Genomic DNA, 22,559 nt, shown 5'->3' with positions numbered 1-22,559 from the left:
TTATACGCACCTCAGCTCCGGTTTCTCTCGCCTCATGCCCGCTATTACTACAGACCTGCCCGCCCTCGCCCAATCCATCAAGGACTGGGGCCGCGAGCTGGGCTTTCAGCAAGTCGGCATCAGCGGCCTCGACCTGGCCGAGCATGAGCAGCACCTGGAGCGCTGGCTGGCAGCCGGCTACCACGGCGAAATGGAATACATGGGCGCCCACGGCAGCAAACGCTCGCACCCGGAACAGCTGGTACCCGGCACCCTTCGAGTGGTTTCCCTGCGCATGGACTACCTGCCGGGCGACACCGAAATGGCCAAGCGCCTGGCACAACCTGAAAAAGCTTATGTCTCGCGCTATGCGTTGGGCCGCGATTACCACAAATTGATCCGTAAACGTGTGCAACAGCTGGCAGAAAAAATTCAGGCGGTCATTGGCCCCTTCGGCTATCGCGCTTTCGTCGACAGCGCTCCGGTGCTCGAGAAAGCGATCGCCGAAAAGGCCGGCCTGGGCTGGATTGGCAAGAACACCCTGGTGTTGAACCGCAAAGCCGGCAGCTACTTCTTTCTCAGCGAGCTGTTCGTCGACCTGCCCCTGCCGGAAGACCCGCCCCACGCCACCGAGCACTGCGGCCGCTGCACCGCTTGCCTGGACATCTGCCCTACCAATGCCTTCGTGGGGCCCTATGTGCTGGATGCCCGCCGCTGCATCTCCTACCTGACCATCGAACTCAAAAGCGCGATTCCCGAAGAACTCCGGCCGCTGATCGGCAATCGGGTGTTCGGCTGCGACGACTGCCAGATGGTCTGTCCATGGAACCGTTTTGCCCGTCCATCTGGCGAAAGCGATTTCAAGCCGCGGCACAATCTGGACAACGCTGAACTGGCCGAGCTGTTCATGTGGGATGAAGAAAAATTTCTCGGCAGCACTGAAGGCTCGCCGCTACGCCGGGCGGGTTATGAGCGTTGGCTGCGCAATCTGGCGGTGGGGCTGGGGAATGCACCGTCGAGTATTCCGGTACTGGAGGCGCTGAAGGCTCGGCGCGAGTATCCGTCGGAGCTGGTGCGCGAACATGTCGAATGGGCCCTCAAGCAACATGGACTGGCGTAGGAGCTGCCGCAGGCTGCGATCTTTTGATCTTGAAAATCGAAAGATCGCAACCTTCGGCAGCGCCTACAGGGCGGCGTCAGGCTTCGTCGTTGTAAACGAACTTGGGCATTTCCCAGTGGAATCGAATCGCCAGCAAACGCAGCAGGAATCCGCCAAACAACGTCACCAGGATGGCCTGCTCGCCAGGCATCTGCAGGTAAATGCACAACATGTAGCACCAGGCTGCGGCGAACGAGACGCTGGCGTATAGCTCGCGGCGGAAGATCAGCGGTATATCGTTGCAGAAGATGTCCCGCAGGATGCCGCCGAACACGCCGGTGATCACTCCGCTGACAGAAGCCACCAACATGCCATGGCCCATTTCCAGGGCGGTCATGCAGCCGATCAGGGTGAAAGCCACCAGCCCCACGGCGTCCAGCACCAGGAACAATGAGCGCAAGTGGCGCATCCAGCGTGCCGCAAAGATGGTGAACATGGCTGCGAACGAGGTCAGCACCAGGTATTCCGGGTGTTTGACCCAGGTCAGCGGGTAATGCCCCAGCAGCACATCGCGCACCGATCCACCGCCCAGGGCCGTGACGCAGGCGATCAGCACCACGCCAAACCAGTCCATGCCGCGACGCCCGGCAGACAGGGCGCCAGTCATGGCTTCGGCGGTGATGGCGATCAGGTAGAGCATCAGCAACATGGTGGCGGTCCTTGCAGGAAGGCGCGCAGTCTACTCACTTCGCCGAGGCACCAAAAGAGGGCGCGTGCGGTGCCCCCCGCAGGCTGCGGTCTTTTAACTTTTTTCAAGATCAAGAGATCGCAGCCTTCGGCAGCGCCTACGCAGGGCGCGTAGTCCGCAATCAGAACTTGATGAAGTGCTTGCGGTAATGTTGCAGCTCGGCGATGGATTCGCGGATGTCATCCAGGGCCAAATGGGTGCTGCCCTTCTGGAAGCTGTCACGCACCTCGGGCGCCCAGCGCGCGGCCAGTTCCTTGAGCGTCGACACATCGAGGTTGCGGTAGTGGAAATAGCTTTCCAGGGATTTCATGTGCGTATAGAGGAAGCGACGGTCCTGACAGATGCTGTTGCCACAGATCGGCGACTTGCCCTTGGGCACCCACTTCTTCAGAAAGGCAATGGTCTCGGCTTCGGCTTCAGCCATGCTGATGCGGCTGTCGCGAACCCGTTGAGTCAAGCCTGAGCCGCCATGCTGACGGGTATTCCACTCATCCATGCCGGCGAGAATTTCATCGCTATGATGGATGGCGATCACCGGACCTTCGGCCAAGGTGTTCAAATCACTGTCGGTGACGATGGTGGCCATCTCGATGATGACGTCGGTATCAGGGTTCAGACCGGTCATTTCCAGGTCGATCCAGATCAAATTCTGCGGGTTTTGCATGTGTCGGCTCCTAGGCAATGCTGCGCAGTTTAGCTTAGAGAGGTGGCTGGGCGTGCTAAACTCGCGGCCGTTTTACCTAATCGCTGCATTCTTGATACGGAACACCCATGGCCAAACGCCAACTCAATCGTCGTCAAAACTGGCGCATCGAAAAGATTCAGGGCGAGCGCGCTGCCCGCGCCGCCAAACGCGAGTCCTCGGCTGTCGAGGCACTCGAAGGTGGCGACCTGGGCCCGGAACAGACCGGCCTGGTGATCGCGCACTTCGGTGTACAGGTCGAAGTCGAAGCGCTCGATGGCGATTTGGCCGGCCAGGTATTCCGCTGCCACTTGCGGGCCAACCTGCCTGCGCTGGTAACCGGAGATCGGGTCGTCTGGCGTGCCGGCAACCAGGGCATCGGCGTCATCGTCGCGCAATTGCCGCGCAACACCGAGCTCTGTCGACCGGACAGCCGTGGCCAGCTCAAGCCGGTGGCGGCCAACGTCGACATGATCGTGATTGTCTTCGCCCCGCTGCCCGAGCCTCACGCCAACCTGATCGACCGTTACCTGGTCGCCGCCGAGCATGCGGGTATTCGCCCGCTGCTGCTGCTCAACAAATTCGACCTGATCGACGAGCAGAATGCCCCGGCGCTGAATGCCCTGCTGGCGGTCTACCGCACCCTGGGTTATCCGGTGCTGGAAGTCTCTGCGCACCACGGCAATGGCATGGAGCAGCTTCAGCAACAGCTCGATGGGCGCATCAGCGTATTCGTCGGCCAGTCCGGCGTCGGCAAGTCCTCGCTGGTCAACAGCCTGCTGCCGGAAGTCGACACTCGTGTCGGCCCGCTGTCCGAGCTCTCCGGCCAGGGTACTCACACCACCACCACCGCGCGCCTGTTCCACTTCCCCGGCGGCGGTGAGCTGATCGACTCCCCGGGCATCCGTGAATTCGGCCTGGGCCACGTCAGCCGTGCCGATGTCGAGGCCGGCTTCATCGAGTTCAACGACCTGATCGGCACCTGCCGCTTCCGCGACTGCAAACACGACCGCGAGCCGGGTTGTGCCCTGCTCAAGGCCCTGGAAGATGGCCGCGTGCAACAGCAACGGATGAACAGCTACCGCTCGATCATCGCCAGTCTGCCGGAAAGCACCTACTAAACAGCTGCCCTGCCCCCTCGATGCCGAGGGGGTGGGCTCGCTGCTGCCTGCCTGAAACCTGAAACCTGAAACCTGAAACCTGAAACCTGAAACCTGAAACCTGAAACCTGAAACCTGAAACCTGAAACCTGAAACCATTAGATGTCAGATGTTTCTGCAGGGCTTGTCCACGTCTATTGCGCCGGCGCGCCCGGTTTCGGCGCCGCATCCTCGAACAGATTCAACCGCTCGCGAATCTCATGCGCCGGTATCGGCTGCTGGTCGGCAGGCAAGGCATTCGGATCAACCGGAGTGGCCGGGACCTCCCCCGGCGCGCCCTGCCCCTGGGGCAGCGCTCCCGAAGGATCAGCACCTTGCGCCCCTTCAATGGCTTCCTGGGCCTTTTTGGTCAAGACCACTATGTCGATACGGCGATTGACCGGATTGACCGGGTTGACCCGGTCAAACAAGGCCGAAGACGCGTAACCGACCACGCGCGCCACCTGCGATTCAGGATAACTACCCGCTACCAGTGCACGTCGTGCGGCGTTGGCGCGGTTGGCCGAGAGTTCCCAGTTACCAAACTCGCCGCTGCCGGTGTACGGCGTGGCATCGGTGTGGCCACTGATGCTGATCTTGTTCGGCACAGCCTTGATGGTATCGGCCATGGCCAGCAGGATGTCTTCGAAGTAAGGCTTGAGCCGGGCGCTGCCCGAGTCGAACATCGGCCGGTTTTCCGCGTCCATGATCTGGATACGCAAGCCGTTCGGGGTAATCTCGAACAGGATCTGGTCCTTGAATTTCTGCAGCTGCGGGTTCTCGTCAACCTTGTTCTGCAACTCCTGCAGCAACAGTTCCAGGCGCTCTTTCTCGACCTGCTCGGCCATGCCTTCGACCTGCTCGGTATCGATGGTCACCTTGTCCGGCTGCGGCTGGGACTTGACCTCAGGATTGAGGGTGTTCTCCGGCGCCAGGGTCGGCGAGCCGCCCAGATCGATGATGTAGGGCGTGCCACTTTCGGAGAACCCGATAGGGTCCTTGAAGTAGCCGGCGATGGCGATCTTCTGCTCAGGCGTTGCCGTGGACAACAGCCACAACACCAGGAAGAACGCCATCATCGCCGTCGCGAAGTCGGCGAAGGCGATTTTCCAGGCGCCGCCGTGATGCCCGCCGGCGATGCGTTTGACGCGCTTGATGATTATCGGCTGGTTGTTTTCCATGACTCAGCGTCCGCGAACCGCTTGTTCCAGCTCGGAGAAGCTTGGACGGTGCGCCGGGTACAGGACCTTGCGCCCGAACTCCACCGCCAGCGACGGCGGCATGCCGGAGGCCGAGGCGACCAGCGAAGCCTTGATGGCTTCGTAGACGTTCAACTCTTCCTTGGCATCGTGGGCCAGGGAAGTGGCCAGCGGGCCGAAGAAACCGTAGGCCGCGAGGATACCGAAGAAGGTCCCCACCAGTGCCGCACCGACGTGCATGCCGATCGCTTTCTGGTCGCCTTCACCCAGGGAAGCCATGGTCACCACGATACCCAGTACCGCAGCCACGATACCGAAACCCGGCATGGCGTCGGCGATGCCGTTGACCGCGTGGGATGGGTGCTCGAGGTCTTCCTTGAGGCTGTAGAGCTCCATGTCGAACAGGCCTTCAAGCTCATGGGGAGCCATGTTGCCGGAGGACATGATGCGCAGGTAATCACAGATGAAAGCGGTCATGCGCTCATCTTTGAGCACAGTCGGGTACTTGGCGAAGATCGGGCTCGCCGCCGCATCTTCGATGTCGCCTTCGATGGCCATCATGCCTTCACGGCGGCTCTTGTTGAGGATTTCGTAGATCAGGCCCAGCACTTCGAGGTAGAAGGCGTGACTGAAACGCGATCCGAACATGCTCAGGGATTTCTTGAGCACGTGCATCGTCATGTAGCCGGGGTTGGCCTGCAGGAAGGCGCCGAGCGCCGCACCGCCGATGATCAGTACCTCGAAAGGCTGGATCAGGGCGGCAATTTTGCCGTGGGATAGCACGTATCCGCCGAGCACGCTCGCGAATACGACAATGATGCCGATTATTTTAGCCATAGGTAGGAGAGCACTTACTGAGTCGGGTTCAAGGTCATATTCGGAAGTTAAACAATCTCTTCTTCTACTTATCGGCGAAACTGCGCCAGACTATAGCCCGTTCAGGCGAAAAGCCACTTTGGCTCATTCAGCGCGCAGGTAATGCAGACGATGATCACGTCCATCCATGGCTAATGAAACGAACGTTCCAACCCCAAAACCAACGACGCTCGAAGGCTGGATCAAGCTTCTCGACAGCGTCCGGCTGCCCGTACCGCAGGCCAGCCATGACCGGGTATGCCAGGCGATTCGCAACAGCCGCAGCTCACTGCGTGACATCGCCGAACTGATCCAGGGCAGCCCGGCCCTAGCGCTGAGCGTGATTCGTGAAGCCAATCGGCAGGTGCGCAGCGGCCTTAGCGAACCGGCGGAAAACCTGGAAGTGGCGATCAATCGTCTCGGCCTCAAACGCACTGAAGAACTGCTCGCCCGCCTGCCGACGCTGCCCCAGATGCAAATCCCTGCGACCTTGCGCCAGTTGCAGTTGATCAGCCAGCACGCGACCCAGCAGGCCAACGGCTTTTTCGCCAGCCGCCTGGCCCGGCTCTGGCAGGACATCCATTGGGGTAGCCTGCTGTTCCTGTCACCACTGTGGCCGATGGCGCTGATCTACCCGCAGTTGCTCGAAGAGTGGGAACGGCGCGTGATTCATAGAGGTGAATCCGCGCGCAAGGTCGAACAGCAGTTGTTCGGCGTGCGTTTGCTGGACATCTGCCAGGCCCTGGTCGATCTGTGGCGCCTGCCGATCTGGGTGCAGCAGGGTTACCGCCTGTTGCTCAAGGAACAGCGCGAACTGGTCAAGGTGCTGCGCATTGCCCGCGACAGTGACCACCCGTTGCGCCAGCAGAATAGCCTGGATGACGACCCGACCCTGCGTCGCTGGCTCAATCAACCTGCCAACACCGTACTACTGGCCAATGGCCTGGCGCTGTCGGCACAACAAGCCTGGGACAGCCCCCACAGCAGACGCTGGCAGTACCTGACCAGCCTGTACCTGCAAGTTTCGATGGACGAGGTGCAGCAGCAATTGCACCAGCAGGCTGCCAACAGCGCCCGCTACCATGCCATGCCGGACCTCTGGCACCCGGCGGTCTCACTGATCTGGCCCTGGGACACCCCGCGCCAGCAGGCAGGCTCACAGCCGACCCCGCCGCCGACTGCGCAAGACCTGGCCAAATGGCGCAAGGTGTGTGCCGAGTTGCTGGTGGAGCCGAGCCGCTTTGCCAATGCGATGCACCTGACCACGTCCGCCAGGGATGCCCTGGTTGCCTGCGGCATGCGCCGGGTGCTGATCCTGATGGCTGATCGCACTCACGCCAATTTACGCGTGCATCAGAGCGCCGGACTGCCCAAGGACGCCGCCAGCCTGAATTTGCTGGTCAGCCAGAGCACCGTGCTGCAACGCCTGCTCGCCCAGCAGGCCCAGGTGCGCCTGACCCCGGAAAATAATGCACAATTTTCCGCATTGCTCCCGGCCAGCCTGCGCTCGCTGTTTGGCGGCGAGCATTTGCTGCTGCGTTCACTGGTCAATAATGGCCGGGTGATCATGCTGGTGGTGGCGGACCAGGGTGGCGGACCGTTCTCGGATATCACCGTACAAGCCTTCGGCAAAACCGCGCAGTGCATCGAGAAGGCGCTGCACAGCTTTAGCCACCGTGGCCAATGAGGCTGCGTTACAATCCCCCTTTTTGTGCTCGGGAGACCTCACATGTCTGACTTCTCTGGCTTGGCGCTGGTCATCGAGCCCGGCGACCTGCTCGCCCGTCTCGACGCGCGCAATCTGATCCTGGTGGACCTCACCAGCAGTGCCCGCTACGCCCAAGGGCATATTCCTGGCGCGCGCTTTGTCGACCCCAAGCGCACGCAACTCGGCCAGCTACCCGCTCCGGGCCTGATCCCGCCACACGCGGCACTTGAAGCGCTGTTCGGCGAACTGGGCCACCACAAGGATGCGCTGTACGTGGTGTATGACGACGAAGGCGGCGGCTGGGCCGGGCGCTTCATCTGGCTGCTCGACGTCATCGGCCACAAGCACTACCACTATCTGGATGGCGGCCTGCTGTCCTGGCTGGCGGATGGCCTGCCGGTCTCGACCGAGGTCCCGGCTTCGGCGGGAGGCCCGGTAAGCCTGACCTTGCACGACGAACCCACGGCCACCCGAGAGTACCTGCAAAGCCGGATTGGCGCCGCCGACCTGGCCATTTGGGACGCGCGCGCGCCGCAGGAGTATTCCGGCGAGAAGGTCCTGGCTGCCAAGGCCGGACACATTCCCGGAGCCATCAATTTTGAATGGACCGCCGGCATGGATCAGGCGCGCAACCTGCGCATCCGTAAAGACATGCCGCAGATCCTGGAACAACTGGGGATAACCCCGGACAAAGAAGTTATTACTCACTGCCAGACTCACCATCGTTCTGGCTTCACTTATCTGGTGGCCAAGGCGCTCGGTTATCCGCGGGTCAAGGGTTACGCCGGCTCCTGGGGCGAATGGGGCAACCATCCCGACACTCCCGTAGAGATCTAAGGTTTTTAAGGACAGTTAATGAACAAGCGTCTGTTTATCCTCAGCCAATACCTGCTGCCTCATCACTTGCTCTCGCGACTGGCCGGCTGCATTGCCGAATGCCGTGTGCGCTGGTTCAAGAATGCCTTCACCGCCTGGTTCGCCAAGCGCTACCAGGTGGACATGTCCCAGGCACTGGTAGAAGACCTGACTGCCTATGAACATTTCAATGCGTTCTTCACCCGCGCCTTGAAAGAGGGCGCGCGCCCTCTGGACGAAACGCCGGGGGCGATCCTCAGCCCGGCCGACGGCGCAGTCAGCCAGCTTGGCCCGATCGAGCATGGTCGCGTTTTCCAGGCCAAAGGCCACAGTTTCAGCGTGCTGGAATTGCTCGGTGGCGATGCGGCCAACGCTGCACCGTTCATGGGTGGCGACTTCGCCACCATCTACCTGTCGCCGAAAGACTATCACCGCGTGCACATGCCGCTGGCCGGCACCCTGCGCGAGATGGTCTACATCCCGGGCCGCATTTTCTCCGTCAACCAGACGACTGCTGAAAACGTGCCGGAACTGTTCGCCCGCAACGAGCGCGTCGCATGCATTTTCGACACCGAGCGCGGGCCGATGGCCGTTGTGCTGGTCGGGGCAATGATTGTGGCCTCGATCGAAACCGTCTGGGCAGGCCTGGTCACTCCGCCCAAGCGTGAACTGAAAACCTTCCGCTACGACGAGGCCGCCCGTGCGCCGATCCACCTGGAAAAAGGGGCGGAATTGGGGCGCTTCAAGCTAGGTTCGACCGCCGTGGTGCTGTTCGGCCCGGATCAGGTGAAATGGGCTGAAGGCCTGGGTGCACTGTCGCCGGTGCAGATGGGCCAGGCGCTGGGCTTGCCGAAGGCCTGATAACCGGCCTGTCCCGGTAGGAGCTGCCGAAGGCTGCGATCTTCTGATGTTAAAAACAGAGTCAAAAGATCGCAGCCTGCGGCAGCTCTACGGGGGCGGCATGGTTTTTATATTCGCAATGAAAAGATCGCCGCCTGCGGCAGCGCCTGCACGGTCTGATTCCTGCTATGGTTTTCGCCATGAATGAGACCACCCCACTCCAGCTGTTACGTGCACCGCTCCCTCAACAGGCTCGCCTGTCGTTCTGTGAGCCAACCCCGCGCGATCTCAAGCGCTGGATCGCCAACCTGCCCAAGGCCAACATTGGCGAAACGGCCCGCTTGCTCTATCAGGGCCTGGGCGAACTCAACCAGCTGCTCACCCCCAGTGACAATCGCCTGCAATTGCTCGAGCTGTTGCGACCCGAGGTGTACTACGTCTGCAAACACCTGGAGCGGCACTTCCTGCATCAGGCGATCGTGCTGGACGAGCGCTCGCGCAAGATCGCCAACCTGTGCCAGGCATTGCAAAGTCACCTGGCGATTGGTTACAAGCAGATCGTCCTGCGCGTGTCACCGCGCTTCAGCAAAGATCGCGCCGCGCTCTTGACTCAAGCGCTGCAACGGGCAATCCATTGCCTCAACGGGCCGCTGATGCGCGCGACGCAGCTGTATTGCCCGGCGCCGGAAGGCCTCTGGCTGGAGCTGCATCAACTCTACCAAATCGCCTGCTCGCACCAGCTCCAGCGCCAGAATGTGCGCGACGAATTGGCCAGCCAGACGCAAAACCTCAGCATTGAGCAGACCTATGTCACGGCGCTGCTGATGGGTGCTGCACGCTGCAATCAACTGCGGCAGAACCAGATTGCCCGTCTCGCCGAAGTGCTGGAGTCATGGAGCTCGCTGATACGCCTGAATCCGGGCCAATCGGTGGAAGGGCTGTTCGCCGTCGCGCCAATGCTCGATACCGCGCCGCGCTACCGCTCCAAATTCAGGAGCGAACAGCAGGGCGATTTGCTGGCCATTGATACCACCCCGCTGGTGGCGGCCATCGACGCTCATCTGCACAAGACCGACTCGGCCCAACCTCTGCTGGTGCCGACGGGTTTGAGCCTGGATACCTTGCAACACCTGAGTGCCGCCTGGGGGCAGACCGCCGAGCGCAGTTTTCAACGCACGGCAAGCCAGGGCCAACTGACCCTGTGCGTCGGCATGAGCGCCCTGCATTTCTATCTGGGTGGCCAGCGCTCGTTCAGTGAGCTGCTGAAAAACCACGGCGGCCGGCAGGCGAAATTTTCTGCGCTGTCGTCGGCCACCAAGGGCCAGGACCAATGGAGCCACGCCTTCGACGTGGCGCCGGAGGGCAACACCCAGGACCTGCTGCCCTACGAAGAAATCGAATACCCGCAGCTGCAAAATGATGACGGCAATGACACGGCCGACAGCAATCGGCATTTTCCGACTTATGTCTTGCCTGTGGTCAACCACAGCCCGGGAGGCTATTGCCTGGCATGGCCTGGCGAAGTACCCGCCGAGCTTCAGGCGGGTGAGATGGTCGGCATCGAGGATGTCGCGGGCCAGGGCTGGAGTATTGCGGTGGTGCGCTGGATTCGTCAGGTTCGTGGCGGCGGCACACAGATGGGCATCGAACAGGTTGCACCGTACGCCGAGCCCTGTGGCCTGCAACTGGTGCGCACCCGTGATGATCACAGCCACTACCTGCGCGGCCTGTTGTTGCCCGCGATCAGCTCGGTAGACCTGCCCGCCACACTATTGGCACCGCGGCTGCCCTTTCAGGAAGGGCAAAAGGTGATGATCAACACCAACGGCGAGGAACATCGGGCAGGGCTGGATCGGCGGGTGGCGAGTACCAACAGTTTTAATCAGTTCGCTTACCGGTCTTTGGAGGGTGCCAAAAACGATAACGCCGCCGGTGGCGGCGTCGAGGAAGACTTTGATTCTTTGTGGAAGTCGCTTTGAGGTTAGGCATGAAAAATGTGGTGCGGCCATCGCGGGCAACCTTTGCTCCCAGGTCGGTGATTCTGTGGGAGCAAGGCTTGCCCGCGATGAGGCCTGATCAAGCGACTAAAGCCTTAGAGCTGCCCATCACGATCGCGAAAGCCCAGCAGATACAGCACCCCATCCAGCCCTAGGGTCGAAATCGCCTGCTTCGCCGACTGCTTGACCAGAGGTTTGGCACGGAACGCCACGCCCAACCCGGCGATCGCCAGCATCGGCAAATCGTTGGCGCCGTCGCCCACCGCAATCGTCTGCTCCAGACGCAGGCCTTCCTTGTGGGCCAGCTCCCGCAACAGATCCGCCTTGCGCTGCGCATCGACAATTGGCTCGACCGCCACGCCAGTTACCTTGCCGTCGACCACTTCCAGTTCATTGGCAAATACGTAGTCGATGCCCAGTTTGGCTTGCAGCTGCTTGGCGAAGTAAGTGAAGCCGCCTGACAGGATCGCTGTCTTGTAGCCCAGGCGCTTGAGTTCGGCGAACAGGGTCTCGGCGCCTTCGGTCAGGCGCAGCGAGGCGCCGATCGAATCCAGCACGCTGACGTCCAGCCCCTGCAGCAAGGCCAGGCGCTCCTTGAAACTCGCGCGGAAATCCAGCTCGCCGGCCATCGCCCGCTCGGTGATCGCAGAAACCTGCTCGCCCACACCCGCGGCCTTGGCCAGTTCATCAATGACTTCGGCTTCAATCAGCGTGGAGTCCATGTCGAACACCGCCAGGCGGCGGTTGCGGCGGAACAGCGAATCTTCCTGGAAAGCGATATCGACGTTCAGGTCCTGCGCCACGCTGAGGAACTCGGCCCGCAGCGCCTGCGGGTCGGCCGCTTCGCCACGCACAGAAAACTCGATACAGCCCTTGCCCTTGTCGGCCGGCGTATCCAGCGGCATGCGTCCCGACAAGCGATCGATATGATCGATATTCAGCCCGTACTTGGCCGTGATCGAGCTGACGGCCTGCAATTGCTCGGCAGTCACCTTGCGGGTCAACAGGGTAACGATGTGGCGTTTTTTTCCCTGGTTGCCGACCCACTGCTGGTAATCCTCTTCGGAAACCGGCGTGAAACGGACCTGTTGATCGAGCTTGTAGGCCGTAAACAGTATGTCCTTGAGGACGGACTTGCCTTGCTCGGTGTCGGGAATCTCAACCAGGATGCCGAACGACAGGGTGTCGTGGATCACCGCCTGGCCGATGTCGAGAATGTTCACACCACCCTGGGCCAGAACCCCGGTAATGGCCGCAGTCAGACCCGGACGGTCGACTCCCGTGATGTTTATCAGGACGATTTCGCGCAAGGCGCACCCCCGCAAGTGGAAAAAAACCGCATTCTACCCACATTCAGTGACCATCGGGCACCGTGAGCGCTTTGCCGGTCTGGGGCCTGTCGCTATACTGCGCGTCAACTTCACGGACAAAAGAGCCGAGCTCAAGTGAACCGGCCCACGCCAGTAAAAACCGATAACTTCTTTCTGCTGATCTTCCGGGCACTGCGCCATCGCCGTGTACCGATTGCATTACGCATTGCCAGCCATAACGTGATCCTGGTCGCCCTGGCCCTGGTCATCTACGCCTGCGTGATGGGATTGCAGTTCAAGCAGGCCATGCATGAGCAGGCGGATGCGCTGGGTGAAAGCCTGACCACGCAAACCGCCACCTCCGCCACCGAGTTGCTGGTGTCCAATGACATCCTCAGCTTGAACGTGCTGCTCAACAACCTGACCAAGAACAAGCTGGTGGCTCATGCGGCCATCTATAGCGTGGATAACCGCATCCTCGCCGAAGCCGGTCAGCGCCCCAAGCACAGCCTGCTGGGCGAAGCCGAGGGCATGTACCAGAGCAAGATCACTTTCCAGGACGTGACGGCCGGGCAACTGCGCATTAGCCTGGACATGGATCAGTTCCAGCAGCCGATGACCATCAGCCTGCAGAGCATGGGCATTCTCAGTGCCATTCTGCTGGCCTTGTCCCTGGCGCTGAGCCTGCGCCTGGGTCGGCACATCTCCACGCCACTGCTGCAACTGCGCGTGTGGCTGCGCAACATCGACGAATACACCCCGGCCACCGAGCGTCAGGACGAGATCGGCGACCTGGCGCGTCAACTGCACGCCAACTTCGCCCCGGAGCCGGTTGAACCGGAGCCGGACCCGGAGCCTGAGTACGAAGAGACAGAGGACGAAGACGAGCCGTCTTTCGAAGTGCGCAACCTGCGTGACCCGAGTTTCGACGAAACCAGGCCGGTGGCCGGCTTGAAGCCTGCGCCTCGGCAGATTGTCAGCACTGTCGAAGATGATGACGACGAAGACCCGTTTGCCGACCTGCGTGACGAAGCAGTGGCCAGCGCGCCCAAGCCCGTGGTTAAAGCGCCTGCTTCCAACGTGCCTCAACACAGCGCGGTGCTGGCCGTGCAACTGGGTGCCCAGGATCAACTGCGCCGCCTGCCCCGTACTCGCCTTGAGGAGTTGCTCAAGCGTTATCGCGACTGCCTCGACCAGGCCGCCTCGCTCTATCAGAGCGAGCTGCACACCCTGAACGACGGCAGCACCCTGATGCTGTTCCACACTGAAGACAGCGGCGAAGACTACCTGACCAATGCGATCTGCTGTGGCGAGTTGCTGCGCGCACTGGGTCATCAGTTGCAGATCGAAGTGGCCGACTCGGGCATTACCCTGCAACTGCAGCTGGGCCTGACCCTGGGTGACGAGCTGTTCGGTCTGAGCCAGATTGACCTGCTGCTGACCGAATCGGCCCAGGACGCCCTGGCCTTGTCTCAACACAGCCGCAACCTGCTGCTGGTGGAACGCAAGATCGGCGACGACGTGCTGATCCGCCAGCGCGCGCGGATCCGCCCGATCGCCAGCCCTGAAGGCGCCTGCTGCGTGGAGCGCTTGATGGAGCCGTATCCATCGATGCTGGAGCGGCAACTGGCGCGGATGCATGAGCGCCGGGCTTAAGCCCTGATGTGAAAAAGCCCGCAGACAAGTAATTGTCTGCGGGCTTTTTGTTGCCTGTGCTGGCGCCATCGCGGGCAAGCCTTGCTCCCGTTATGGGTCTGCACATGTTCTGTGGACCACCGCAGGTCACTGTGGGAGCGGGCTTGCCCGCGAAGAGGCCCCCACAGGCAACATCGATCTCCCAAGACAGACAGAACAAAGCCCGCACAAGGCGGGCTTTGTTCTGGCCTCATTCAGGCCTTAAAACCTGAACACTTCCATATCGGTGCGAATCGGCGAAGCCATCGGGATCTTCGGCTGTTTGTCCTTTTCCGCTGCGGGTGCGGCAGGCTTGGCGGCCGGTTTTTTCGGCCCTTCGGCAACTGGGGGCTGGTTGGCCAGGGGCTTGAGCGCCACAGACAGCTGCTCGGCCAGCCGTTGCAGCAATACGCCCTGGGCCTGGACCTGCGCCGCCGTGCCGCCTGCGTGCTGCTCCTGCAGATGAATGATGCGGTTGTCCCGCACCTGGCCGCGACGGTCGATCAAGCGCCATTGCGCATCCAGGATAGCTGGCTGCGACTCACCCGAATCCAGGCGTGTAATGGTCAACAACACCTGCACATCCGGCGTGAAGCCAAGCGTCGCCGGCGCCAACACCACGCGCTGGCTGTCCAGGTGACCAGACACCTGGCGTAGCAGCAATTGATCGATGTCCGAAGACAGGCTGCCAGCCCAACGACCGTCGGTCGACGCCTGGAGGCTGCCATCCGGTTGCCGCTGCAAGAGGGTCTCACGTTGCAGGTAGTCGGCAATTGTCACCGGCCCCAGCAAAACCGCCATGCCGGCACTTTGTGCCGGCTGCACCGGATTACCGCTGTCCAGCTGATACAGCGACACCGGTTGGTGAACGCTGCAACCCGCCAGGCCAAGAACGCCAGCGAGCATCAAGATAAAAGGAAGGCGCAGAGCAGTCATCGTCCCATCCAGGTGGTTGCCATACGGCTAACCACAGTGAAAATACTCAATAAATATGAAGATCGCTCGGCCACGCCGGCGCTTGAAAGGCCGTATCATCCGTGAATATGCGTCCCGACTCCAGCGCGAAAGCGTCGATCTACGCGTTAAATCGTAGATCGAGCGCTCTAGCACGCCTAATTGAGGTTTTCGACGAACAGCGCATCCACCCTTTGAAAGCCTCGTGGCAGTTTGTTACCACGGCGCCCACGCTCACCTTTATAGTGTTCGAGGTCGTCTGCCTTGAGCGAAAGCGTGCGTTTGCCGGCCTGCAGCACCAGTGTGGCGCCATCGGGCAGCACGGCGATGTCCGTGACATATTCTTCGCGACTGGCTACTCGCTCACCGGGAATGCCGATGATCTTGTTGCCTTTGCCCTTACCTAATTGTGGCAGATCACTGATCTTGAAGATCAGCAGGCGACCTTCGGTGGTCACCGACGCCAGCCAGTTATGCTCACGATCAGCAACCGGGCGTGGCAGGATCACCTTGGCGTTGTTCGGCAGGCTCAACAGCGCCTTCCCCGCCTTGTTCTTGGCCTGCAGGTCCTCGCCCTTGACCACGAATCCATAACCGGCGTCGGATGCGATCACGTACAGCGCATCGTCCTCGGGCATCATCACGCATTCAAAGGTGGCGCCTGGCGGCGGCGCCAGGCGACCGGTCAGGGGTTCGCCCTGGCCACGGGCCGATGGCAGTGTATGCGCCGCGACCGAGTAGCTGCGACCGGTAGAGTCGATAAATACCGCGAACTGGTTGGAGCGCCCGGCAGCCAGGGCCTTGTACCCATCACCAGCCTTGTAGGACAGCCCGGTGGCGTCGATTTCGTGGCCCTTGGCGGAACGTACCCAGCCTTTTTCCGACAGCACCACCGTGACTTTCTCGTTCGGCAGCAGGTCGTGCTCGGTCAGGGCCTTGGCCTCGGCGCGCTCGACGATTGGCGAGCGACGGTCGTCGCCGTAGGTTTCGGCGTCCTTGATCAGCTCGGTGCGCACCAGTTTCTTCAACTTGGCCTCGCTGCTCAGCAAGGCTTGGAGCTTCGCTTGCTCCTTGAGCAGTTCGTCCTGCTCGCTGCGCAGCTTCATCTCTTCCAGCCGCGCCAGTTGACGCAGGCGGGTGTCGAGGATGTAGTCGGCCTGGATCTCGCTCAGGGCAAAGCGCTCGATCAGCGCAGCCTTGGGGTGCTCCTCAGTACGGATGATGTGGATCACTTCATCCAGGTTGAGGTAGGCAATCAACAAGCCGTCCAACAGGTGCAGGCGACGCTCGACCTTGTCGAGGCGGAATTGCAGGCGGCGACGCACGGTCTGCACGCGGAATTCAAGCCATTCCACCAGCAGCGCGCGCAGGTTCTTCAGCTGCGGCTTGCCGTCCAGGCCGATGATGTTGATGTTGACCCGGTAGCTCGACTCCAGCTCGGTGCTGGCGAACAGGTGCTGCATTAACCCATCGTGGTCGAAATTCTTGCGCGCGCCCGGGATGATCACGATCCGGCACGGGTTCTCGTGGTCCGATTCGTCGCGCAGGTCAGCGATCTGCGGGGCCTTGGAAGGCTTGGCCTGCATCATCGCGGCGATCTGTTCCAGCACCTTGGCACCGGACACCTGGTGCGGTAATGCGGTAACGATGATGTCGCCGTCTTCGATGTGGTACACGGCGCGCATGCGCACCGAGCCGCGACCGGTCTCGTAGATTTTCAGCAGGTCGGCGCGGGGGGTGATGATCTCCGCCTCGGTCGGGTAGTCCGGACCCTGGATGTGCTCACAGAGTTGTTCGACCGTGGCCTTGGGTTCATCCAGCAAACGTACGCAGGCCGTGGCCACTTCACGCAGGTTGTGCGGCGGCACGTCGGTGGCCATGCCCACGGCGATGCCGGTGGTACCGTTGAGGAGGATATTCGGCAAACGTGCAGGTAATACCAGCGGTTCGTCGAGCGTGCCGTCGAAGTTTGGCCCCCAATCCGCCGTGCCCTGTCCCAACTCGCTGAGCAGTACTTCGGAATAACGCGACAACCGCGCCTCGGTGTAACGCATGGCGGCGAACGACTTGGGATCGTCGGGCGCACCCCAGTTGCCCTGGCCGTCGACCAGCGTGTAGCGATAGCTGAACGGCTGGGCCATCAGGACCATGGCTTCGTAGCAGGCCGAGTCACCGTGCGGGTGGAATTTACCGAGCACGTCACCGACGGTACGCGCCGACTTCTTGTGCTTGGAATCGGCGTCCAGCCCCAACTCGCTCATCGCATAGATAATGCGCCGCTGCACCGGCTTCAGGCCGTCGCCGATATGTGGCAAGGCGCGGTCCATGATCACGTACATGGAGTAGTTGAGGTAGGCACTTTCGGTGAAGTCAGCCAGCGATCGGCGTTCTACGCCGTCTAAGCTGTCTGCAAGGATGTCGCTCATGCGGGCCTCATCGGTTCGTTGTCTGGCGCAGCAGCATGGTGCCACCGCGCTGAGTAAATTCAAGTTTGTTCAGGGCGCTCATACCGAGCAGCACCTGTTTGCCTTCCAGCCCGGGGGCGACCAGCGCGCGAACGTCACGCAGCACGATGTCGCCGACCTGCAGCCGGTCGATTCGGGTTCGATAGCCCTTGCTCAAACCGTTGGCGGTACTCAGGGTCACCCCGAAGCCCTCTTCCAGTTTCAGCTGCTTGGCCATCTCTGCCGGGACCGACACATCAGTCGCCCCGGTGTCGAGCATGAAATCCACCGGCTGGCCGTTGATCTGGCCGCTGGCGACGAAGTGGCCCTGGCGATTGCTGGCCAGTTTTACCTCGATGAACCCCTCGCCCTGTTCGGAGTCGACCACAACGTTGGGATTTTGCTGGCGCGCTTCCCATTCGCCGAAAAACCGCGTCGCCAGAAACAACGCGGCGCACCAGGCCAGCACCATCAGCACACGGCCGGCACGCTTGCCCGGCGTCTGTTGACTCATGATTTGCCACCCCAGCCGCCTTCAGGCGCGGCAAAGCGCCAGATGAACGGGCGAACCTCGCCATCGACGCGAGCCCCTGTGTTGTTGTCTACGCCTATCCAGACGCCCGTGGCGTCCACTACCAGTGCTTCTTCCAGCCCGTAGTCCTGTGGATAACGCCGGTCATCCTGCAGCAACTCGGCGGCATACGACCAGCAACGCTCGACCTTGGCCGTTGTTGCATCGCGCCGGCATATCTCATAGGCATTGCGTTCGAGGGTGAACAGCTTGCCGTTGAACAATGACAGGTCGGCGAAGTCCAGCGACACCGGTCTTGCGTGGTGAAACTGCGGCGGCTGCGCTCGCTTGCCACCCTCGCTCAGCAGCACACAGTTGCCGTCACAGTCCCATTGCGTGGCCCCACGTTTGATCAGCAGCAGGCCGCGGCGATCACGCTCGGCGGCCAGCCATAGCTGGTCGCCTTGCGGGTTGACCGCCAGGCCTTCGAACAGTGCATTGAAGCGCAACAACATGCCCCCGGCCCGCGCCTCGCGGACCAGCCTGGGCGCAATGTTCAACCAGGACGCAGGTCCGGTTGGCGGCACCTGCAACACGGCCGCATGGGATTCGCTGACGATGTATCGATTACCGGCGTTGTCGCAGGTGATGCCTTCGAAGTCCAGGTCGCCGCCGCGCACGAATGATGCCGCCCAACTGCGCGAGCTCAAGCTCCAGGGCAAACCGCTGGCCGGTACCACGGGCACATCGATGTGCACGGCTGCGGCCTGCCAGGGATCCTGCCGGGTATCGAGACGGTAGATCTGGTCATCGTCGCGATCGGACACCGTCCACAGCTCGCCGCCGCACTGCGCCAGCCCTGACAGGTTGCCGCCATGCATGCCGGCCACGGCATGCCCGGACACCAGGCGCAACTCCGGGACCGGGTCGGCCAACGCCGCCGTGCTCAGGAGTAACGCACACGCCAGGGCCAAGCCAACCCGCATCAGCCAAGAACCTCGGCCAGGTTACCTTTGGACTCCAGCCAGGACTTGCGATCGCCAGCGCGTTTTTTCGCCAGCAGCATGTCCATCATTTCAGCGGTGGCTTCGTAATCTTCCAGCGTCAGCTGCACCAGGCGCCGGGTGTTCGGGTCCATGGTGGTTTCGCGCAGTTGCGGCGGGTTCATTTCACCCAGGCCTTTGAATCGGGTGACCTGTGGCTTGCCGCGCTTCTTCTCGGCCACCAGGCGATCGAGAATGCCATCACGCTCGGCCTCGTCCAGGGCGTAGAAGATCTCCTTGCCGAGGTCGATACGGTACAGCGGTGGCATCGCGACATAGACGTGACCGGCATCCACCAACGGGCGGAAATGCTGCACGAACAACGCGCACAGCAGGGTCGCGATGTGCAGCCCGTCGGAGTCGGCGTCGGCGAGGATGCAAATCTTGCCGTAACGCAGCTGGCTCATGTCCGCAGCACCGGGATCAACGCCAATCGCCACGGCGATGTTGTGCACTTCCTGGCTCGCGAGGACTTCACTGCCGTCGACTTCCCAGGTGTTGAGGATCTTCCCGCGCAGCGGCAGGATGGCCTGAAACTCCTTGTCCCGCGCCTGCTTGGCCGAACCGCCGGCGGAATCACCTTCCACGAGGAACAGCTCGGAACGCATCGGGTCCTGCCCGGCGCAGTCGGCGAGTTTGCCCGGCAATGCCGGGCCTTGGGTGATGCGCTTGCGCTCGACCTTCTTGCTGGCCTTCAGGCGACGCCCGGCGTTGTTGATCGCCAGCTCAGCCAGGAGCATGCCGGTTTCCGGATTGGCGTTGAGCCACAGGCTGAACGCATCCTTGACCACCCCGGAGACAAACGCCGCCGCCTCACGAGACGACAGGCGCTCCTTGGTCTGGCCGGAGAATTGCGGCTCCTGCATCTTCATCGACAGGACGAAGGCAATGCGTTCCCAGACGTCTTCCGGCGCCAGCTTCACACCGCGCGGCAGCAGGCTGCGGAATTCGCAGAATTCGCGCATGGCGTCGAGCAAGCCCTGACGCAAACCGTTGACGTGGGTGCCGCCCTGGGCCGTCGGGATCAGGTTGACGTAGCTTTCCTGCACGCTGTCGCCGCCTTCCGGCAACCACAGCAGCGCCCAATCGACCGCTTCCTTGTTACCGGCCAGGCTGCCGCAGAACGGCTCGTCCGGCAGGCGTTCGAACTCGGTGACCGCATCGACCAGGTAGGAGCGCAGGCCGTCTTCGTAATGCCATTCGACTTTCTCGCCGGAGGCCTTGTCTTCAAAACTGACCAGCAAGCCGGGGCATAGCACGGCCTTGGCTTTGAGTACGTGCTTGAGGCGGCTGACGGAAAATTTCGGCGAATCGAAGTATTTCGGATCCGGGGCGAAGAAAACACTGGTGCCGGTGTTGCGCTTGCCGACGGTACCCACGACTTCCAGCTCGGTTTTCTTGTAGCCATCGGCGAAAGTCATCTGGTATTCGTTGCCGTCACGCTTGACGCGCACCCGGACTTCGGTCGACAGGGCGTTGACTACGGAGATACCCACGCCGTGCAGACCGCCGGAAAACTGGTAGTTCTTGTTGGAGAACTTGCCACCCGCATGGAGCTTGGTGAGGATCAGCTCGACGCCTGAAACGCCCTCTTCCGGATGGATGTCCACCGGCATGCCACGGCCGTCATCGCTGACTTCCAGGGAGTGATCGGCGTGCAGGATCACCTGCACCGAGGTCGCGTGACCGGCCAGGGCTTCGTCGACGCTGTTGTCGATGACTTCCTGGGCGAGGTGGTTCGGCCGACTGGTGTCAGTGTACATGCCAGGGCGTTTGCGCACCGGGTCGAGGCCCGAGAGGACTTCGATGGCGTCTGCGTTATAAGAGCTAGCGCCGGGAGTGGCCATGGGGTCTCGTCGTCCTTTGAAAAAAGTGTTCTGTAGAAAAGGGACCGGTCACAGTGTTGTGAAATCAATCGCTTGATACAAATCTGCGCCAATGCCGGCAAAACTCAACATGGCCGGCAGGAGCGCGGCAAAGCCCTGAAAGCTGTGATCGCCGCCGGCCTGGATGCGCAAGGCACAGGCCCGGTAGTGGTGCTGGGCGTGGCGATAGTCCAGGGTTTCATCACCGGTCTGCAACCACACCTGATAACGCTGGGGGTCCTGCGGTGCCGGCACTTCCAGCTCGGCCAGGGCCGTTACGTGGTCGTGGGTCAGTTCCCAGGCCTCATCGGTGTACAGGTTTTTCTGCGTCCCCAGGTGCCCGTCGAACATCCGGTGCGGGCTTACGGCCGGGTTGACCAGCAGGGCCTTCAGGCCATGGCGCTCGGCCAGGTGAGTCGCATAGTAGCCGCCGAGTGAGCTGCCGACCAGCAGTGGCCGCCCCAGCTCGGCAATCGCCTGTTCAAGCTGACCGATGGCTTCGCGCGGATGATGATGCAGGGCGGGTACCCGCAGCTGATCGCTCAAACCCAGGCGGCCCATCACCGTCATCAGCTGCGTGGCCTTTTTCGAGGAGGGCGCGCTGTTGAAACCGTGGATATAGAGGATCGAGCCGGACATTTGAGCTCCCTGTTCGTCAGGTAAAGAAGGCGGAGTTTACAGGGTGTCAGGGGAAGCGGGGATATCCGTGGAATTTGGAGCGTCTGTGCGAACGCCTTCGCGGGCAAGCCCGCTCCCACAGGATATGCGCTGTCCCTGTGGGAGCGGGCTTGCCCGCGAAGGCCATCACGCGGTCCTCAGGAATGACTAATAACCGTCAGAGTCGTAATCAACCTGGAATTCGAACCCCGTAACCCGCTCAACGCCCGTCTCGATCCGCCCATCCGGCAGCAACCGCAACCATCGATACCCCGGCGCCTGATCCCCCACCTTGAAATCATCGCTCCCCGGTTCAAACTGGATGCAGGTCGAAGGCGACGCGATCAACCGAACACCGTTGCGCTCACGGTCAATTTCCTGATGCACATGCCCCCAGAGCACCGCCCGCACTTGGGGAAAGCGATCCAGCACGGCAAACAGCGCCTCTGGATTGCGCAAGCCGATCGGCTCCATCCAGGGACACCCGATCGGCACCGGATGATGATGGAAACACACCAGGTGATGGCGCTCTGGCGCTTCGCTCAGCGAACACGCAAGCAATTGCAGCTGTTCATCCTGCAAATAACCCGGCACCGAGCCCGGCACCGCCGAATCCAGCAGCGTCACTCGCCAGTTGCCGATATCCACCACCGGCTCCAGCAAAGCGCTTTGAACCGCCGCCTCGGCCATGATCTGCGGCTCATCGTGGTTACCGGGAATCCAGCGCGCCGGGGCGTCGAGCTGGCGGGTCAGGTCGCGAAACAGCTGGTAAGACTCCAGTGTTCCGTCCTGGGACAAATCTCCACTGGCAATCACCAGGTCAATCCGGGGCTGCTGCAGGCGCACCAGCTCGATGACTTTCACGAGGCTGTCCCGGGTATTCATGCCCAGCAACGTGCCATCCGCGGCGGCGAACAAGTGGCTGTCAGACAGCTGCACCAGCAACGCCGAATCGGCGGTGGTCAATGTGGATACGCTCGGCAAGGCGTTCTCCCAGGGC

The 22,559-nt window shown here is 61.6% G+C and carries 19 protein-coding genes; 7 read left to right on the top strand and 12 right to left on the bottom strand.

Features of this window, described 5'->3' with window-relative positions; all coding sequences use genetic code 11:
• Positions 1–34: 34 nt before the first annotated feature.
• The gene (gene queG, locus EQV97_RS16860) at positions 35–1,099 is read left to right on the top strand and encodes a tRNA epoxyqueuosine(34) reductase QueG (protein ID WP_122841555.1); all 1,065 of its coding nucleotides are present in this window, start codon (positions 35–37) and stop codon (positions 1,097–1,099) included.
• 76 nt (positions 1,100–1,175) lie between these two features.
• Here queG and EQV97_RS16855 read toward each other — a convergent pair whose 3' ends face one another.
• Both EQV97_RS16855 and orn read right to left on the bottom strand, forming a co-directional pair.
• On the bottom strand, positions 1,176–1,787 hold the full coding sequence (locus EQV97_RS16855) for a trimeric intracellular cation channel family protein (RefSeq protein ID WP_045061844.1): 612 nt from the start codon (positions 1,785–1,787) through the stop codon (positions 1,176–1,178).
• Positions 1,788–1,947: 160 nt separating this feature from the next.
• Positions 1,948–2,490: an oligoribonuclease gene (orn, locus tag EQV97_RS16850; RefSeq protein WP_240889294.1), complete on the bottom strand. Its 543-nt coding sequence runs from the start codon at positions 2,488–2,490 to the stop codon at positions 1,948–1,950.
• Positions 2,491–2,597: 107 nt separating this feature from the next.
• Between orn and rsgA the strand changes: the two genes are divergently transcribed.
• Entirely contained in the window at positions 2,598–3,629 is a 1,032-nt protein-coding gene (gene rsgA / locus EQV97_RS16845) for a small ribosomal subunit biogenesis GTPase RsgA (RefSeq protein WP_045061846.1), read from the top strand.
• 173 nt (positions 3,630–3,802) lie between these two features.
• Here rsgA and motB read toward each other — a convergent pair whose 3' ends face one another.
• Together motB and motA are read right to left on the bottom strand one after the other, a co-directional pair.
• Entirely contained in the window at positions 3,803–4,828 is a 1,026-nt protein-coding gene (motB, locus tag EQV97_RS16840) for a flagellar motor protein MotB (protein WP_122841554.1), read from the bottom strand.
• Positions 4,829–4,831: 3 nt separating this feature from the next.
• Positions 4,832–5,683 carry a flagellar motor stator protein MotA gene (gene motA / locus EQV97_RS16835; protein ID WP_122841553.1) on the bottom strand — a complete coding sequence of 284 codons (852 nt, stop codon included), beginning with the start codon at positions 5,681–5,683 and terminating at the stop codon, positions 4,832–4,834.
• A 166-nt stretch (positions 5,684–5,849) separates the two neighbouring features.
• Between motA and EQV97_RS16830 the strand changes: the two genes are divergently transcribed.
• From EQV97_RS16830 to EQV97_RS16815, 4 genes are all read left to right on the top strand, one after another.
• Positions 5,850–7,388 (top strand): HDOD domain-containing protein, encoded by a 1,539-nt coding sequence (locus EQV97_RS16830; protein WP_240889293.1) that lies wholly within the window; start codon positions 5,850–5,852, stop codon positions 7,386–7,388.
• Between the two features lie 42 nt (positions 7,389–7,430).
• A complete protein-coding gene (rhdA, locus tag EQV97_RS16825) occupies positions 7,431–8,246 on the top strand; it encodes a thiosulfate sulfurtransferase (protein ID WP_240889292.1) in 816 nt (271 codons plus the stop codon).
• An 18-nt stretch (positions 8,247–8,264) separates the two neighbouring features.
• On the top strand, positions 8,265–9,125 hold the full coding sequence (gene asd / locus EQV97_RS16820) for an archaetidylserine decarboxylase (RefSeq protein ID WP_045061852.1): 861 nt from the start codon (positions 8,265–8,267) through the stop codon (positions 9,123–9,125).
• 179 nt (positions 9,126–9,304) lie between these two features.
• Entirely contained in the window at positions 9,305–11,083 is a 1,779-nt protein-coding gene (locus EQV97_RS16815; RefSeq protein WP_240889291.1) for a molecular chaperone, read from the top strand.
• A gap of 113 nt (positions 11,084–11,196) precedes the next feature.
• Here the strand turns inward: EQV97_RS16815 and serB are convergent, their stop codons facing one another.
• A complete protein-coding gene (gene serB, locus EQV97_RS16810; RefSeq protein WP_045061854.1) occupies positions 11,197–12,411 on the bottom strand; it encodes a phosphoserine phosphatase SerB in 1,215 nt (404 codons plus the stop codon).
• Between the two features lie 135 nt (positions 12,412–12,546).
• On the opposite strand from serB, the gene EQV97_RS16805 reads away from it, so the two are divergent.
• On the top strand, positions 12,547–14,067 hold the full coding sequence (locus EQV97_RS16805; RefSeq protein WP_225569342.1) for an AhpA/YtjB family protein: 1,521 nt from the start codon (positions 12,547–12,549) through the stop codon (positions 14,065–14,067).
• A gap of 240 nt (positions 14,068–14,307) precedes the next feature.
• On the opposite strand, the gene EQV97_RS16800 is transcribed toward EQV97_RS16805, so the two are convergent.
• The 7 genes from EQV97_RS16800 to cpdA form a co-directional block, all read right to left on the bottom strand.
• Positions 14,308–15,021, bottom strand: coding sequence for an ABC-type transport auxiliary lipoprotein family protein (locus EQV97_RS16800; RefSeq protein WP_045061856.1), 714 nt, complete (start codon positions 15,019–15,021; stop codon positions 14,308–14,310).
• A gap of 176 nt (positions 15,022–15,197) precedes the next feature.
• Positions 15,198–17,465: a DNA topoisomerase IV subunit A gene (gene parC / locus EQV97_RS16795; protein ID WP_240889290.1), complete on the bottom strand. Its 2,268-nt coding sequence runs from the start codon at positions 17,463–17,465 to the stop codon at positions 15,198–15,200.
• 7 nt (positions 17,466–17,472) lie between these two features.
• Positions 17,473–17,997, bottom strand: a complete 525-nt coding sequence (locus EQV97_RS16790; protein ID WP_122841549.1) for a TIGR02281 family clan AA aspartic protease — start codon at positions 17,995–17,997, stop codon at positions 17,473–17,475.
• Positions 17,994–18,980 carry an esterase-like activity of phytase family protein gene (locus tag EQV97_RS16785; protein ID WP_122841548.1) on the bottom strand — a complete coding sequence of 329 codons (987 nt, stop codon included), beginning with the start codon at positions 18,978–18,980 and terminating at the stop codon, positions 17,994–17,996. The genes EQV97_RS16790 and EQV97_RS16785 overlap by 4 nt, the downstream gene beginning before the upstream one ends.
• Positions 18,980–20,884 carry a DNA topoisomerase IV subunit B gene (gene parE / locus EQV97_RS16780; RefSeq protein WP_045061860.1) on the bottom strand — a complete coding sequence of 635 codons (1,905 nt, stop codon included), beginning with the start codon at positions 20,882–20,884 and terminating at the stop codon, positions 18,980–18,982. The genes EQV97_RS16785 and parE overlap by 1 nt, the downstream gene beginning before the upstream one ends.
• Positions 20,885–20,932: 48 nt before the next feature.
• The gene (locus EQV97_RS16775) at positions 20,933–21,541 is read right to left on the bottom strand and encodes a YqiA/YcfP family alpha/beta fold hydrolase (RefSeq protein ID WP_122841547.1); all 609 of its coding nucleotides are present in this window, start codon (positions 21,539–21,541) and stop codon (positions 20,933–20,935) included.
• A gap of 186 nt (positions 21,542–21,727) precedes the next feature.
• Positions 21,728–22,543 (bottom strand): 3',5'-cyclic-AMP phosphodiesterase, encoded by an 816-nt coding sequence (gene cpdA, locus EQV97_RS16770; RefSeq protein WP_122841546.1) that lies wholly within the window; start codon positions 22,541–22,543, stop codon positions 21,728–21,730.
• Positions 22,544–22,559: the final 16 nt, after the last annotated feature.

Origin of the sequence: Pseudomonas sp. TMW22090 (assembly GCF_022496665.1) — a bacterium.
GTDB classification, from domain to species: domain Bacteria; phylum Pseudomonadota; class Gammaproteobacteria; order Pseudomonadales; family Pseudomonadaceae; genus Aquipseudomonas; species Aquipseudomonas gregormendelii.
Note: the sequence above shows the minus strand (reverse complement) of the source record. Positions and strands in the feature narration are given on the sequence as shown.